The following is a 14,432-nucleotide window of genomic DNA, read 5'->3' as shown; positions in this document are numbered from 1 at the left end:
GTCGATGCGAATCCTCTTCACCACCGCTGCCCTTTCCGGCCACTTCTTCCCGCTGGTGCCGCTGGCCTGGGCTTGCCGCACCCTCGGCCACGACATACTCATCGCCACCACCGCGGATTTCGTGCCGACCGCACTGCGTTCCGGGCTGGCCGTCACGGCCTGCGGACCGCGAGCCGACTTCACCGGCTTCGCGGACAACCGCTCGGTCACCCACAGCCCCGCGGAGCAGCGGTATGCGCACGGGCGCGTGTTCGGCCGCATCGCCGCCCGCAACCTCGCTGACCTCACTTGCCTGGTGGACGGCTGGCGGCCGGACCTGGTCGTGAGCGAACGCGCGGAGTTCGCCGGTCCGATCGTGGCCGCTGCTCGCGAATTACCCGGTGTGGAGTTGCAGTGGGGGGTCGCGGAACTCGAAGAGTACCGGCTGGGCGCCGGCGCGGAACTCGACCCGGACCTGACCCGGCTCGGCCTGGATCGCCTGCCGGACCCGGTCCAGGTGCTCAACCCCTGGCCGCCCAGCCTCCGCCTGTCTCACACCGTCGGCCACCAGAGCATGCGTTTCGTGCCCTACAACGGCGACGCCCGGGTGCCGGAGTGGGCGCTGGGGCCGCGCGAACGGCCGAGGATCTGCCTGACCTTGGGCACACTGCTGCCCCGGCTCGGTGTCGAAGGGCTCCCCGAGGTCGTGCTGCCCATCCTGGACAGCCTCGCCCGGCTGGACGTGGAGCTGGTGGTGGCCGTCGACGACGAGGTTGCCGAGGCTTGGCCGCCACTGCCGCGGGCTGTTCGTCAGGCGGGCCGGATGCCGCTGTCCGAGGTGCTGACGGCCTGCGACCTCGCCATCCACCACGGTGGCCAGGGCACCGCGCTGACCGCGCTCGAAGCGGGCCGGCCGCAGTTGGTGCTGCCGCAGTTCGACGACCAGCTCGACAACGCCGACGCGGTGGTGAAAGCGGGAGCCGGGCTGCGGTTGGCGTCGCACGAGATGAATCCGCCGACGGTGGCCCGGTGCTGCCGAGAACTGCTGCACGCGTCCACGTTCGGCGACGCGGCGGCGAACATCGCCGACGAGATCGCCGCACAACCTTCTCCGGCCGAGATCGGCCACCTGCTCGAACGGCTGGCCGGCTGACGCGACGAAAGGCATGGGGATGCAACCTTTCCGGATCGAGATCCCGCAAGCCGCGCTCGACGATCTGCATCGACGGATCGCGGACACCCGCTGGCCGGTGGAGTCGCCCGGTGACGGCTGGTCACGCGGCGTGCCACTCGGTTACCTCAAGGAGCTGGCGGAGTACTGGCGAACGACCTTTGACTGGCGGGCGACCGAGCGGCGGATGAACCGCTACCCGCAGTTCACCACCCAGATCGATGGCGCGGACGTACACTTCCTGCACGTTCGTTCGCCGGAGCCGGACGCCATGCCGCTGGTGATGACACACGGCTGGCCTGGCTCGGTGGTGGAGTTCCTGGACGTCATCGAGCCGCTGACCGACCCCGCCGCGCACGGAGCCGATCGGGCCGACGCCTTCGACCTGGTCATCCCGTCGCTCCCGGGCCACGGGTTCTCCGGACCGATCACCGAGCCGGGCTGGGACTACCGGCGCGTCGCCCGTGCTTGGGCCGAGCTGATGCGCCGGCTCGGGTACCGCGGTTACGTCGCGCAGGGCGGCGACCACGGCGCCTACGTCTCCCTTGAGCTCGGCCGCGTCGCACCGGAGCAGGTGCGGGGCGTGCACGTCAACATGCTGCACGCGATTCCGGCCGGTCCGGAAGACCTGGCGGGGCTGTCCGCGTCCGACCAGGCCAGAGTGGAGAAGCTGGTGCGTTTCGACGCCGAGCTTTCCGGCTACATGAAGGTGCAGGCCACTCGCCCGTGGACGGTTTCCTACGGCCTCACCGATTCACCCGTAGGGCAGCTCGCCTGGATCGTGGAGAAGTTCCGGGAGTGGACCGACTCGAAGGAGTTCCCGGAGGAGGCGGTGAACCGGGATCTGCTGCTCGCCAACGTCACGATCTATTGGCTCACCTCGACCGCGGCATCCTCGGCCAACCTGTTTTATGAGGCACGAGGCTTCATGCAGGACATCTTCACACCCGGCAACCAGCGCGACCCGGTGCCCGTCCCGGTAGGAGTTCTGGTCTTCACCCCGGACTTCGCCCCGGTGCGGAGCTTCGCCGAGCGCGACTATCCCTCGATCACGCAGTGGAGCGAGTTCGACCGGGGTGGGCACTTCGCTTCCCTGGAACAGCCGGAACTCTTCGCCGACGACATTCGGCGGTTCGCGCGATCAGTGCGTGCCACCAGGCGGTCCACAGTGGAGGGACAGGTTCCGGGCTGCTGAGGGCGGATCTGCTCACAGCAGAGAAAGCGGCGAGCGGTTCCGGGGCGGCGGCATGGTCGGGGCATGAGCAACAACGAGAAGCAGCCGCTGTTCGACCATCGGCTTCGAGAACGGTTCTTCAGCCAGCGGGTCCTGGTGCTCGACGGCACGCTCGACGACGACAACGGGACCGTGCTCGCGACTCAACTGCTGTCGCTGGCGGGCGAGGATCCCCGCAAGGACATCGCGTTGTGGATCCACTCGCCGGGTGGGTCGGTTCCCGCGATGCTGGCCATCCGCGACGTGATGCGGCTCGTGCCGTGCGACGTGGCCACGCTCGCGCTGGGGCTGGCCTGCAGTGCGGGGCAGTTCCTGCTGTCCGCGGGCACCCCGGGCAAGCGCTTCGCCCTTCCGCACGCCCGCATCCTGATGCACCAGGGCTCGGCGGGGATCAGCGGTTCGGCGGTCGAGGTGGAGGTACAGGCGGACGACCTGCGGCACACCCGGGACACGGTGCTCGGGATCATCGCGGAGGACACCGGCCAGCCGATCGACCGGATCTTCGCCGACTCGCTGCACGACCGGTGGTTCACTACCGAGCAGGCACGCGAGTACGGCTTCCTCGACCACATCGTCGACGATCTCGGCCAGGTCGTGCCCGTGCGCACCCACCAGCTGGGGCTCGGCTCGGCGACAGGAGGGAAGGCATGAGCACCTACACCATCCCGAACGTCATCACGCGCGGCGCGGGTGGCGAGCGGATCATGGACGTCTACTCGCACCTGCTGTCGGAGCGGATCGTCTACCTCGGCACCGCGATCGACTCCGGGGTGGCGAACGCGTTGATCACCCAGTTGCTGTACCTGGAGGCGGACAGCCCGGAACGGGAGATCAACCTGTACATCAACTCCGAGGGCGGTGACCCGTCCGCGATGCTCGCGCTGTACGACACCATGCGCTTCATCAAGGCGCCGGTGGCGACGTGGTGCGTCGGCCAGGCGGTCGCGGCCGGTGCGGTGCTGCTGGCCGCGGGCGAGGCCGGGCACCGCTTCGTGCTGCCGCACACCCGGGTGGTGCTGCACCAGCCCGCGGCGCAGGGCCGCGGCGCCATCCCGGACCTCATCCTCCAGGCCGACGAGGTGGTGCGGGTGCGCACCCAGCTGGAGGAGATCCTCTCGGCGCACACCGGTCGCCAGGTCGCGGACCTGCGGCACGACACCGACCGGGACCGCGTGTTCGACGCGGCGGGCGCCGTCGAATACGGGCTCGCGGACCGCGTCCTGGAATACCGAACCTGATCAGGCCGCCATCAGCACGGGGCCCGCGGGGCGGCGCCCGACCGCGGGACCCGTGCCGTGGCGCAGCCGGATCGCGCCCGCGATGCCGGTGAGCAGGTCGGCCAGGTCGACCCCGAGCGCACCGGTGACCGCGGCGATCATCTCGCTGGACGGCTCCTTGCGGCCGCGTTCGATCTCCGACAGGTACTGCGGCGAGATGCCGGCCCGCTGCGCGATGTCGACGAGGCGGCCGCCCTGCTCCTCCCGGGCCGTTCGCAGGCTCCGGCCCAGCACCTCGCGCCACAGTGGTTCCGGCGCACGATCCGGCGTCGGGGTTCGCTTCTGGTGGAAGGGGAGAATGTCCGCCATACCGCCATCCTGGCACCGGTCCGGCGCCCGGGGGCAGCGGTTCCGCTCCCGGCGGAACCGCCCGCGGGGTCGGTCACACCGGTTCGACGGGTAGCCACAGCGCGGTGGTCGCGGTGGTGAAGTCGTCCGCGTGCTCGAGGATCGCGACGAGCGAGGGACCGGGGCGCAGGCCCTGGGGTTCGGTGTCGCCGAGGGCCTTCAGCCGGAGATGTTCCTGCCGCGGCAGTGCGGTGATGTGTTGCTGGATGTGCGGGTTGGCGCCCTGGTGGGTGAGCGGAACCCGGGCCGCGTGTCCGACGAGCCGGAACGCGGGGCGGTCGAGGATTCGGGTGTCCATGGGGATGCTCCCTTCGACGGTCAGGCGGAACCTGAGCTGTGGTTGTGTGCGAAGGGGGCCTCCGTCGCGGCGGACGTCACCGGGTCCGGCGCCGTGGACCGCCCGGAACGCGCGTCCGAACGCCCCGGTTGAGCCGTACCCGTACCGGACGGCGATGCTCAGCAGGTCGTCCTCGCCGCGGACGACGTCGGCGGCGGCGAGGGTCATCCGGCGCCGGCGCACGTACTCCGACAGCGGCATACCGGCCAGCGACGAGAACATCCGGCGCAGGTGGTATTCGGTCGTGCCGAGCGCCCTGGCCAGTTCGCCGACGTCGAACTCCTCGGTGAGGTGCTCTTCGACGAGATCGCCGAGCCGGTTGAGTGCCGAGATCATGCGGCCTCCCTTCGACGTCAACCCTGGCCGAAGGCGCCCCACCGGCGCCCGATCATCGCGGTCCGATCCGATCAGGCTTCGTTCGCGGGTTCAGGCGGGTTCGACGCGGAAGACCGCGATCCGGCCCGCGGCCGCGGCCACCGCGTCGGGTGTCGGCGCGTCCGCCAGTCCGGTGGTCACGTAGCGCCTGCCGACGCTGGCGGGGCTGGTGGCGACGAGTTCCCGGAGCACCGGCGCGCGCTCTTCGGCAGGCAACTCGACGAGTCGCGCGGTCGACGAGCGCCGGCCGCGGGTCAGTTCGACCGTCTCCGCGGCGCGCGCGTTGGCCACCCACGCCGCCTTCGGATACGCCTGCACGAGGTAGCGCTCGCCGTGCAGCGGCAACACGGCGATCGGGAAGGTGCGCGGCCGCCCGGTGCGCCGCCCGGCGACGGTGAGCAGGTACATCGGCCCGAACGCGATGCCGAGCCGCTGGAGTGCGGTGATGGCCTTGTTGAGGGTGTTGACCATCCGGCGGTAGTTCCGCGCCTTGCGGGTCTCCTCTGTCATGGCCTCAGCGTAGCAGAGAAGATATGCAACTCATATAATATGAGTGAGAGATGATGTGGGCGGGCGGTCAGGTCGCGGTGAGCTGCCGGAGGAACCACCGGGTCAGGATCTCGTCGACCGCCTTGGCCGCGGGCAGTTGCGGGGCCGGTTCCAGGCCGGGTTCCTCGGCCAGCGGGTGCGGCAGGCCCGGCACGTTCGTCAGCTCGACGTCGTCCGGGTGCGCGTACCGCTCGCGCAGCGCGCCGACCAGGGCGGCCGCGTCCGCCCGGAACGCGGGGTGGTCCAGCTCGCCGCTGACCAGGAGCAGCGGCGGTTGTGCCGGGACGCCTCCGGCGACGCGGGCGACGAAGTCCAGTTCGTCGGCGGTCTCGCGGGATTCGGCGGTCCACGGGTATGCCTGGCCGAACGCGGCCTCGATCAGTTCCACCGCGGACCGCATCCGCACCGCCGGGTTGACCAGGGCGACCGCCTTGAGCGGAATCCGCCCCGCGGTCAGCACTTCCAGCGCCACGGCTCCGCCGAGCGAACCGCCGAGGACGCCGACCGGCTCGTCGTCGACCGGCAGCTGATCGCGCAGCGCCGCCAGTGCGGCCGGGAATTCCTCGGCGGCCTGGCGGAGGAACGGGGCCAGGTACGCCAGCAACGGGTCCTCGCGGATAAGTTCGAGGACGGCGTCGACGCGGCCGTCGACCATCCGCGCGCCGCACATCGGCATGCCCAGGTGCACCCGCCAGGCGGGCACCCGGCTCATCGGCAGCGCGGCCGCGAAGGCCGCGTCCGTGCGGGGCGCGTCCAGCATGTGCCAGGTCACGATCAACGGTGCGGGGCCGTCGGCGCCGCCGGCCGGTGGCAGTGCCGTGAACGGCACGCCCGCCGCGGTGCCGGTGATGGTTTCCATAAGTCTCCTCCGGGTCGCCAGGCCACAGTAGACAGCTCGGCAGACCGCGGGATTCACGTTCCGCCAAGGGCGAAATCGGTAACCTCGACGCCATGGTGTTCGACTCCGCTCGTTTCGATCTCCAGCCGTATGTCGGTTTCGACATGGCTCGTTACGTTCGGCGGACGTATTGCAGTTGGGAGGACGGTGGCTGGCGGTCCCTGCTGGTTCAGCGGTTCGAGCACGTCCCGGTCGCCGAGGACATGGCGTTGCCCGCCGCGGCGGATCTGCACCTGGTGCTGCCGGTCGCGGGACGGGCGGTGCTGGAGACGCGAACCGGGGGCCGGGGGAGCCGCTCCACGTGGGCGCCGGGGCGGCTCGAGCTGGGGATTCCGGGTCAGTCCGTCGTGCGTAGTTATCGCGGGGACGGGGCGATGCGGAGCGTGCAGGTGCACATCCCGCGGGACACCGTCGATTCGGTCGCGGCGCAGTTGGGCGGCCGCGCGGTGGACTTCGAGGCCATGGCCGCGTCCCTGACCGCGGGAGACCCGCTGCTCGAGGCGGCCGTCCGAGCGGTCGGCTTCCCGGGCGAGGCCGACGATCTGTATGCCGAGTCCGCGGCCGCCTTCCTGGCCGTGCACCTGCTCACCCGCCACGCGCGCACGTCGGATCTCCGGGCACCGGCCCGGGAGGACGCGCGCGTCCGCGCGGCCGTGGCGATCATGCGCGAGCGGCTGGCCGATCCGGTCACCTTGGCGGACATCGCCGACGAGGTGCACCTCAGCGTCTACCACCTCGTCCGGGTCTTCAAGGACGCGACCGGGGAGACGCCGTACCGGTTCCTCACCCGGCTGCGGATCGAGGAGGCCAAACGGCTGCTGCGCGACACCGACCTCGCGATCGACCGGATCGCGCCGCGGTGCGGCTTCGCCAGCCCCGGCGCCCTGTCGGCCGCCTTCCTGCGGCACACCGGAGCGCGCCCCTCGGGGTACCGCAATTCCTGATCGCCGCACCGCAATCTCGGGCATGGGGTCAGTGCCGATCCGCTCCTAGCGTCTTGGCCATGACCGACATTTCCGCGGAGCGAGGCGACGGTGCCTGAAATCGAGCCCTTCGCCCCGCACGTCCCCGAGCACGAGCTGGCCGATCTGCGTGCCCGCCTGGAGCGTGTCCGGCTGCCCGAACCCGAGACCGTCCCGGACGCGACGCAAGGAATCGAGCTGCGGCGCCTGACGGCGTTGCTGGATGCGTGGCGACAGCACGACTGGCGCGCGAGCGAAGCCCGGTGGAACGCGATTCCGCACTACCGGGTAAGCCTGGACGGATTGGGCATCGCGTTCTGGCATGTCCGCTCACCGGAGCCGGCGGCGCTGCCGCTGCTGATGACACACGGCTGGCCCGGCTCGGTGCTCGAGTTCGAGAACGTGCTCGGGCCGCTCAGCGATCCGGTCGCCCACGGTGGTTCCGCGCGCGATGCCTTCCACGTGGTCGTACCGGCGTTGCCCGGGTTCGGGTTCAGCGACCGTCCCCGGGAGCGGGGCTGGCATCCGGGCCGCACCGCCCGGGCCTGGGCCGAGTTGATGACCGTGCTCGGCTACCGGCGGTTCGGGGCGCACGGCGGGGATTGGGGCGCCTACGTGAGCACCGAACTGGCGCGGTTCGCTCCGGAGCGCGTCGCGGGCCTGCACCTGACGATGCCGTTGGCCTCGCCCCTGCCGGAGGACCGGATCTCCCCGGACCCGGCCGAACAGCGTGCGCTGTACCGGCGTGACCTGCATCTGGCGGACGGCTACGGCTTCGGGTTGCTGATGGGCACGCGCCCGCAGACGCTCGGCTACTCGCTGGTCGACTCGCCCGCCGGGCTGGCCGCGTGGCTCGGTGAGAAGTTCGCCGCCTACGCCGACACCCGGCCCGAGGTCGGTGGCGGGGTGAGCGTGTCCCAGCAGGTCGACAACATCGCGCTGTACTGGCTGACCGGCACCGGTGCCGCCACGGCCCGCTGGTACTGGGAGGCGATGCGGTGGGTGCCGCGCAGCGCGGAGGAAGAGAACGCGCAGCCGGTGACCACCCCCACCGCCTGCTCGCTGTTCCCGGCCGATCCCTGGCCGACCGCGCGCCGCTGGGCGGAGCGCCGCTACCACGATCTCCGTTCGTGGCACGAACTCGACCGCGGCGGCCACTTTCCCGGCCTGGAACAGCCGGAGCTGCTGGTTTCCGAGATCAGGGACGCGTTCCGCCAGGTGCGGACCGGCCCTCCCCCGAACTCCCCGAAGTGAGGTGTCCTGGAATGCAGTCCTACGACGTCACGGCCGAATCGGCGGCGCCCCCGGCGGCGGTGTGGACGTTGCTGCTCAACCCGCGGAGCTGGCCCGAATGGTCGCGGATCGACGCGCTGGAAACCGGTCAGTCGCGCGACCTCGCACCCGACGGGCGAGACGGCGTCGGCGCGACCCGCGCCTTCCGCACCGGGAAGGTCGTCACCAAGGAGCGGATCACCGCACTGGTTCCCGAACGCCGGTTCGCGTACGAGGGGGTGGAAAACCCGTACCTGACCGACTACCACGCCGCGATCGAACTGCACGAAATGCCCGGTGGCGGGACCAGGATTCACTGGCACGGCACCTACCTGGCCCGCCGGGGGATGCGGTGGTTCGTCCAATGGCGCCTCCGCCGCTTCCTGCGGGGCATGGCGATCGGACTCGCTGAGCACGCCTATTCCGCCAAGAAGTAGAACGTGTTCTAATGTGGGCGGACGGGTCGTCGAACTGAGGAGTGCGGGTGCGATACGGCGTCGTGTTGTTCACCAGCGACCGCGGCATCTCGCCGTCGGCGGTCGCGCGGGCCGCGGAAGAGGCGGGCTTCCATTCGTTCGCGGTGCCCGAGCACACGCACATCCCGGTGCGGCGCGAGGCGGCGCATCCCGGTACGGGCACCCGGGACCTGCCCGACGACCGCTACCTGCGCACGCTGGACCCGTGGGTCGCGCTGGCGACGGCCGCCGCCGTGACCCGGCGGATCACGCTGTGCACCGCCGTCGCCCTGCCCGCCGAGCACGACCCCATCGCGCTGGCGAAGACGATCGCTTCGCTCGACCACCTTTCCGGCGGCCGCGTGGTGCTCGGCGCGGGGTTCGGCTGGAACACCGACGAGCTGGCCGATCACGGCGTTCCGGGCGGCCGGCGCCGGACCGCGCTGCGCGAGTACCTCGGCGCCATGCGAGCGCTGTGGACCCAGGAGGAGGCGAGCTACCACGGCGAGTTCGTGCGCTTCGGGCCCAGCTGGGCGTGGCCGAAGCCGGTGCGCGCCGGACGGGTGCCGGTGTTGCTGGGCGCGGGCGGCACGGACCGCAACCTCGCCTGGATCGCGCGGCACGCCGACGGCTGGATGACCACCCCCACCGATCGCGACATCGGTGCGCGAGCCCGCCGGTTGCGGGAACTCTGGGCGGAGTCGGGCCGGGAGGGCGCGCCCGAGGTGGTTGCCCTCGCGGGCAAGCCGGGCCCGGACACGCTGGCCGCCTGGGCGGAATCCGGGGTGACCGAAGTCCTGTTCGGACTGCCGGACGCGGAACCCGAGGTGGTCACCGGCTACCTGGCGCGGCTCGCCGAACGCGTCGGCCTGGCGCGGGATTGAGGCGACCACCCACACCGGTTCCCTTGTGTACGCGTGGAGCCGGGTGCTGGGGTCGTGAGTGGACAGGCCGGTGCCAACCGGTCGGAACACTCACGACCCCCAGGGCGATGAGAACCGCGTTACGACCGAGCAGTCTGTCCGGTCACATTCGACGGAGATTCCGAGCCGGCGGCGGACAATGGGAAGTACGGATGGTGCACGACTGTGGGGAGCGGATTTCCTTGCCTGCCAATGCTTCGCCGGACAACGCCGCGCGGTTGCTGGTCCGGATCCTGGAAGCCGAGGGCGTCGAATATGTCTTCGGCGTCCCCGGTGAGGAGAACATCCATTTCGTCGACGCGCTGAACGATTCGCCGATCCGCTACATCCTGGTGCGGCATGAGCAGGGTGCGGCGTTCATGGCCGAGATCTACGGGCGGCTGACCGGCAAGGCGGGCGTGGCGTCGGCCACCCTGGGGCCCGGCGCGATCAACCTGCAGCTGGGGGTGGCCGACGCGACCACGAACAGCACCCCGGTCGTCGCGATCTCCGCGCAGGTCGGCCTGGACCGGATCTACAAGGAGTCGCACCAGGTGGTGGATCTGGTGCGGTTGTTCCGGCCGATCACGAAATGGGCGGAACTCGCGCCCGCGGCCGAGGCGCTGCCGGAACTGGTGCGCAAGGCGTTCAAGACCGCCCAGACCGAGCGGCCCGGCGCGGTGTACCTGGCCATCCCGGAGGACGTCGAAGCCGCGCCGGTCACCGGCGACCTGAAACCGCTGCCGGTCAACGTGGTGCGCCCGCAGGAGCCTTCGCCGTCCCAGGTCGCCCGCGCCGCGGAGATCCTCTCCTCGGCCGCCCGGCCGATCGTGCTGGCCGGGCACGGCGCGACCCGCGATCGCGCGTCCGCGGCGCTGGTGGAGTTCTCCGAGCGGCTCGGGCTGCCGGTCGCCACCACCTTCAACGGCAAGGGCGTCTTCCCCGACGACCATCCGCACGCGCTCGGCGCGGTCGGCTTCATGCGCCACGACTACGTCAACTTCGGCTTCGACGAGGCCGACGTGCTTCTCGCGGTCGGGTACGAGTTGCAGGAGTTCGATCCGGTCAAGATCAACCCGCGGGGTGACAAGCGGATCGTCCACATTCACCAGTTCCCCGCCGAGGTCGACAACCACTACCCGGTCGATGTCGGCATTCAGGGCGACATCTCCCGCTCGTTGCGCGCGCTGGCGGACGCCGTGCCCCGCCGGTTCGACCTCGCGGGCACCGGGGAGAAGATCCGCGGGCTGATCCGCGACGAGCTGGACCAGGGACGCGCCGAGGACGGGTTTCCGCTGTCCCCGCGCCGGATCGTCGCCGATATCCGCGAGGCCATGCGCCGCGACGACATCGTGCTCGCCGACACCGGCGCGGTGAAGATGTGGCTGGCCCGGATGTACCCGACCTACGAACCCAACACCCTGCTGGTGTCCAACGGGCTGTCCGCGATGGGCTTCGGGGTGCCGGGCGCGCTCGCGGCCAAACTGGCCCATCCGGAGCGGCGCGTGCTGGCCGCCACCGGGGACGGCGCGTTCCTGATGAACAGCCAGGAACTGGAGACCGCGGTCCGCGAGAACATCCCGATCACGGTGCTGATCTGGCAGGACGACGCCTACGGGCTGATCGACTGGAAGATGGACCTGGAACTGCGCCGCAGTTCCCACATCGCCTTCGGCAACCCCGACTTCGTCCAGTACGCGGAGAGTTTCGGCGCCCGGGGCTACCGGATCACCGCCGCCGACGAGCTGCTGCCCACGCTGCGCAAAGCGCTCGCCGACGACGGCGTCTCGGTCGTCACCGTGCCGGTCGACTACTCGCACAACGTCGAACTCACCGACAAACTCGGCGAACTCACCGGTCCCTTCTGAGGCCGTGGGAACGCACGGGGTCGGGCCCACTACGTCGCCGACGGCCGCTGCCGCGTCCGATCGAGCATGGTGAGGTAGGCGTCGAGTTGGGCCGCGCCGGCGAGGAGGTTGCGGCTGCGCGTGGTCAGCCGGTCCTGCCAGGAGTCGAGGAAGGCGGTCAACGCGTCCGCCCCGCCCGCCTCGCGCAGCGAATCGAGGAACCGGGCGACCTGGGACAGCAGGTAGCCGCCCCGGCGCAGCTGCCGCGCGATCTCGGCGTCGCGCACGCAGTCCGGTCCGTATTCGCGGTAGCCGGTCGCCCGGTTGCGTTTGGGGCGCAGGATGCCCTCGGTCTCCCAGGTGCGCAAGGTCGCCGGGTGCACGCCGAGCCGGCGCGCGAGCTCGCCCACGGTCAGCGGCCGGCCGTTGGCCGTGGCGGGCGTCGTGGTGGACAGGGTGCCCAGGGCCGTCGCGGACTCGGTGCGGGTGTCGCGTTCGGCGAGCAGCGCGACGTGCGCGGTGTCGATGAGCCGGTAGGCGGACTCGAGGTCGCCGCGGTGGACCGCGCGCATGAGCTCCATCGCCTGCTGGTGCCCGTGGCCGCGGCGCAACGCGAGGAAGGCGCGCAGGGCCTGCGCGTGCAGGGGCGTGTAGCGCCGGTAGCCGGTCTCGCTGCGCTCGGTCGGCGGGAGGATGCCCGCGTCGTCGTAGTTGCGGACCGCCTGCGCGGACAACCCGTGTTCCCGGGCCAGGTCGATGGGTCGCAGCTCGCACCTCCGGTTGAGGCTTCAATCCAGCTAGTGCAGGGATAAGTCGCAGAAGTTTCACTCGATTCTTCAACGATACTGTCGAGGGCAGTGCCTTCCGGAAAAGGGGTGTCCATGTCCACTGCCACCGCACTGCGCGGGATCGGCCGCCAGCTCGACGACCCGGCAAGCCTGGGCCGTGCCGTCGACGAGTTCCTCGCCGCCCGGACCGAGCCGCCGACCCTGCTCGCCCTCGGCGAGCCGACCCACGGGATCGAGGCGTTCCCGTTGCTGCGCAACGAACTTCTCAGCCACCTCGTCGAGCGGGGATACCGGTCGATCGTGCTGGAGACCGATGTCTTCGCCGCGTCCGTCGTGGACGACTACGTGTGCGGGGGCACGGCGGAGATCGACCAGGTGCTCGCGACCGGGTTCAGCCACGGGTTCGGCGCCCTGCCGTCCAACCGCGAACTCGTCGAATGGCTCCGCGCGCACAACGCCGGCCGCGCACCGCGGGACCGGGTTCGCTTCCACGGCTTCGACGCGCCGTTGGAGATCACCGGCGCGCCGAGCCCGCGGCACGCGCTGTTCCCGGTCCACGACTACCTGCCCGCGGCGCTGCGACCCGGATCGGCGCGCGAGCTCGACGCGCTGCTCGGCGCGGACGCGGACTGGACGAACCAGGCGGCCATGTTCGACCCGGCGGCGTCCATCGGCGACTCCGGCCGCGCCCGCGCCCTGCGCGTCGTCGCCGACGACCTCGCCAGCGCGCTGCGCCGCGCGGCGCCCGGCCTGCGCCCCACCGATCCGACCGGCTACGCCCGCGCCGTCGCGCACGCGCGCACCGCCCAGGGCCTGCTCCGCTATCACGCGGCCATGGCCGGCCCCGCGCCCGATCGCGTCGCGACCCTGCTCAGCCTGCGCGCCGAGATGATGGCCGAGAACCTGCTCGCGATCGCCGCGCGGGAGCAGCACCGCGGGCCGAGCCTGGTGTTCGCGCACAACGCGCACCTCCAGCCCGCGCGGTCCCACCTGCCGGTCGGCGAGGACGAGGTGAGCTGGGGGAGCGCTGGCGCCCTCGTCGAGCTGACCCTCGGCGAGCGCTACGCGTTCCTGGCGACCGACGCCGCCCCCGACAGCGACCCGGGCACCCTCCAGGGCGTGCTGGCCGGGGCGACCACCCGCCGCGCCCTGTTCCCGGCACCGGCCCTGCGCGCCGCGCTTCCCCCGTCGATCGGCGCGGGCGCACCGATCCTGCCCGGCCACCTCCCGCTGAACCCGGCGGAGCTGGGCGGCGCCGACGCGGTGATCTTCGTCGCCGACACCGACGGAAAGCGGCACCAGTACTGGTAGCCGCGCTCAGCCGTCGAGTTCGAGGTCGGAGAGGGGAATGGCCTGGCAGGTCAGGCAGGTGCCGGGCGTGTTGTCCACTGTGGACAAATGGGCGACCTGGCCGCCGCGCACGTCGACGCGGCAGGATTCGCAGACTCCGGTGCGGCAGCCGCTGCCGAGCGGGATCCCGGCGGCTTCGGCGGCGTCGAGCAGGGTGCCCGATTCCGGGGTCCAGGTGATCTCCCGGCCGGAGCGGGCGAAGCGGACCGTGGCCGGTGCCAGGGTGTCCGGGATGTCGACCTCGGTGAAGAACTCCTCGGTGAAGATGTCGAACCGGTTGACGCCGCGGGCGAGGAGCTGGCCGGTGAGTTCGGACATCATGGGCCGCGGGGCCGCACAGGAAGACCAGGGGGCGGGTGGCGAGGAACTCCTCCTCGAGGTCGGCCGCGGTGAACCGGCCGCCGCCCGGGCCGGTCAGGTGCTGGCGCACCTCGACCTGGGGCAGTTGCCCGGCCAGTTCGAGCAGGCGGTCGGCGATGGGGGTCGCGGTGTCCGCCCGGCGCCGGGTGTAGACCAGCCGCACCGAGGGCGGCGCCTGCCGGGCGCGGGCGAGGGTTTCCAGGTAGCCGAGGAACGGTGTCACGCCGATGCCGCCGCCGACGCAGAGCACCGTGCGGTCCCCGCCGACCGGGAGGGTGAACGTGCCCGCCGGGGCTTTCAGCTCGAGGACGTCCGGTGCGGCGGCGTG

15 protein-coding genes are annotated in these 14,432 nt (G+C 71.4%); 10 read left to right on the top strand and 5 right to left on the bottom strand.

Annotation, left to right across the window (positions count from 1 at the left end):
* Positions 1-4 precede the first annotated feature (4 nt).
* From FXO23_RS10510 to FXO23_RS10495, 4 genes are all read left to right on the top strand, one after another.
* Entirely contained in the window at positions 5-1,132 is a 1,128-nt protein-coding gene (locus FXO23_RS10510; protein WP_158883394.1) for a glycosyltransferase, read from the top strand.
* Between the two features lie 19 nt (positions 1,133-1,151).
* Positions 1,152-2,345: an epoxide hydrolase family protein gene (locus tag FXO23_RS10505; protein WP_158883606.1), complete on the top strand. Its 1,194-nt coding sequence runs from the start codon at positions 1,152-1,154 to the stop codon at positions 2,343-2,345.
* A gap of 63 nt (positions 2,346-2,408) precedes the next feature.
* Positions 2,409-3,035: a ClpP family protease gene (locus FXO23_RS10500; RefSeq protein ID WP_158883392.1), complete on the top strand. Its 627-nt coding sequence runs from the start codon at positions 2,409-2,411 to the stop codon at positions 3,033-3,035.
* Complete coding sequence (locus FXO23_RS10495) at positions 3,032-3,622, top strand: ClpP family protease (protein ID WP_158883390.1); 591 nt, start codon at positions 3,032-3,034, stop codon at positions 3,620-3,622. The genes FXO23_RS10500 and FXO23_RS10495 overlap by 4 nt, the downstream gene beginning before the upstream one ends.
* Here FXO23_RS10495 and FXO23_RS10490 read toward each other — a convergent pair whose 3' ends face one another.
* From FXO23_RS10490 to FXO23_RS10475, 4 genes are all read right to left on the bottom strand, one after another.
* Positions 3,623-3,970, bottom strand: coding sequence for a helix-turn-helix domain-containing protein (locus FXO23_RS10490; RefSeq protein ID WP_158883388.1), 348 nt, complete (start codon positions 3,968-3,970; stop codon positions 3,623-3,625).
* A gap of 73 nt (positions 3,971-4,043) precedes the next feature.
* On the bottom strand, positions 4,044-4,682 hold the full coding sequence (locus tag FXO23_RS10485; RefSeq protein WP_158883386.1) for a helix-turn-helix domain-containing protein: 639 nt from the start codon (positions 4,680-4,682) through the stop codon (positions 4,044-4,046).
* A 90-nt stretch (positions 4,683-4,772) separates the two neighbouring features.
* Entirely contained in the window at positions 4,773-5,231 is a 459-nt protein-coding gene (locus FXO23_RS10480; RefSeq protein ID WP_246257108.1) for a nitroreductase family deazaflavin-dependent oxidoreductase, read from the bottom strand.
* A gap of 67 nt (positions 5,232-5,298) precedes the next feature.
* On the bottom strand, positions 5,299-6,129 hold the full coding sequence (locus FXO23_RS10475) for a prolyl oligopeptidase family serine peptidase (RefSeq protein WP_158883378.1): 831 nt from the start codon (positions 6,127-6,129) through the stop codon (positions 5,299-5,301).
* 92 nt (positions 6,130-6,221) lie between these two features.
* Here FXO23_RS10475 and FXO23_RS10470 point away from each other — a divergent pair, with 92 nt between their 5' ends.
* The 5 genes from FXO23_RS10470 (at position 6,222) to FXO23_RS10450 (ending at position 11,627) form a co-directional block, all read left to right on the top strand.
* The gene (locus FXO23_RS10470; protein ID WP_158883377.1) at positions 6,222-7,112 is read left to right on the top strand and encodes a helix-turn-helix domain-containing protein; all 891 of its coding nucleotides are present in this window, start codon (positions 6,222-6,224) and stop codon (positions 7,110-7,112) included.
* A 90-nt stretch (positions 7,113-7,202) separates the two neighbouring features.
* The gene (locus FXO23_RS10465) at positions 7,203-8,384 is read left to right on the top strand and encodes an epoxide hydrolase family protein (RefSeq protein WP_158883375.1); all 1,182 of its coding nucleotides are present in this window, start codon (positions 7,203-7,205) and stop codon (positions 8,382-8,384) included.
* An 11-nt stretch (positions 8,385-8,395) separates the two neighbouring features.
* Positions 8,396-8,839 (top strand): SRPBCC family protein, encoded by a 444-nt coding sequence (locus tag FXO23_RS10460; protein ID WP_158883373.1) that lies wholly within the window; start codon positions 8,396-8,398, stop codon positions 8,837-8,839.
* A gap of 47 nt (positions 8,840-8,886) precedes the next feature.
* Positions 8,887-9,741: an LLM class F420-dependent oxidoreductase gene (locus tag FXO23_RS10455; RefSeq protein ID WP_158883371.1), complete on the top strand. Its 855-nt coding sequence runs from the start codon at positions 8,887-8,889 to the stop codon at positions 9,739-9,741.
* Between the two features lie 221 nt (positions 9,742-9,962).
* Positions 9,963-11,627 (top strand): acetolactate synthase large subunit, encoded by a 1,665-nt coding sequence (locus tag FXO23_RS10450; protein ID WP_246257107.1) that lies wholly within the window; start codon positions 9,963-9,965, stop codon positions 11,625-11,627.
* Positions 11,628-11,656: 29 nt separating this feature from the next.
* On the opposite strand, the gene FXO23_RS10445 is transcribed toward FXO23_RS10450, so the two are convergent.
* Entirely contained in the window at positions 11,657-12,373 is a 717-nt protein-coding gene (locus tag FXO23_RS10445) for a MerR family transcriptional regulator (protein WP_158883602.1), read from the bottom strand.
* A gap of 114 nt (positions 12,374-12,487) precedes the next feature.
* On the opposite strand from FXO23_RS10445, the gene FXO23_RS10440 reads away from it, so the two are divergent.
* The gene (locus tag FXO23_RS10440) at positions 12,488-13,705 is read left to right on the top strand and encodes an erythromycin esterase family protein (RefSeq protein WP_158883367.1); all 1,218 of its coding nucleotides are present in this window, start codon (positions 12,488-12,490) and stop codon (positions 13,703-13,705) included.
* Positions 13,706-14,432 lie beyond the last annotated feature (727 nt).

The organism is Amycolatopsis anabasis, assembly GCF_009765355.1.
Classification (GTDB): domain Bacteria; phylum Actinomycetota; class Actinomycetes; order Mycobacteriales; family Pseudonocardiaceae; genus Amycolatopsis; species Amycolatopsis anabasis.
The sequence above is the reverse complement of the archived record's forward strand: the minus strand, read 5'-3'. Positions and strand labels throughout refer to the sequence as shown.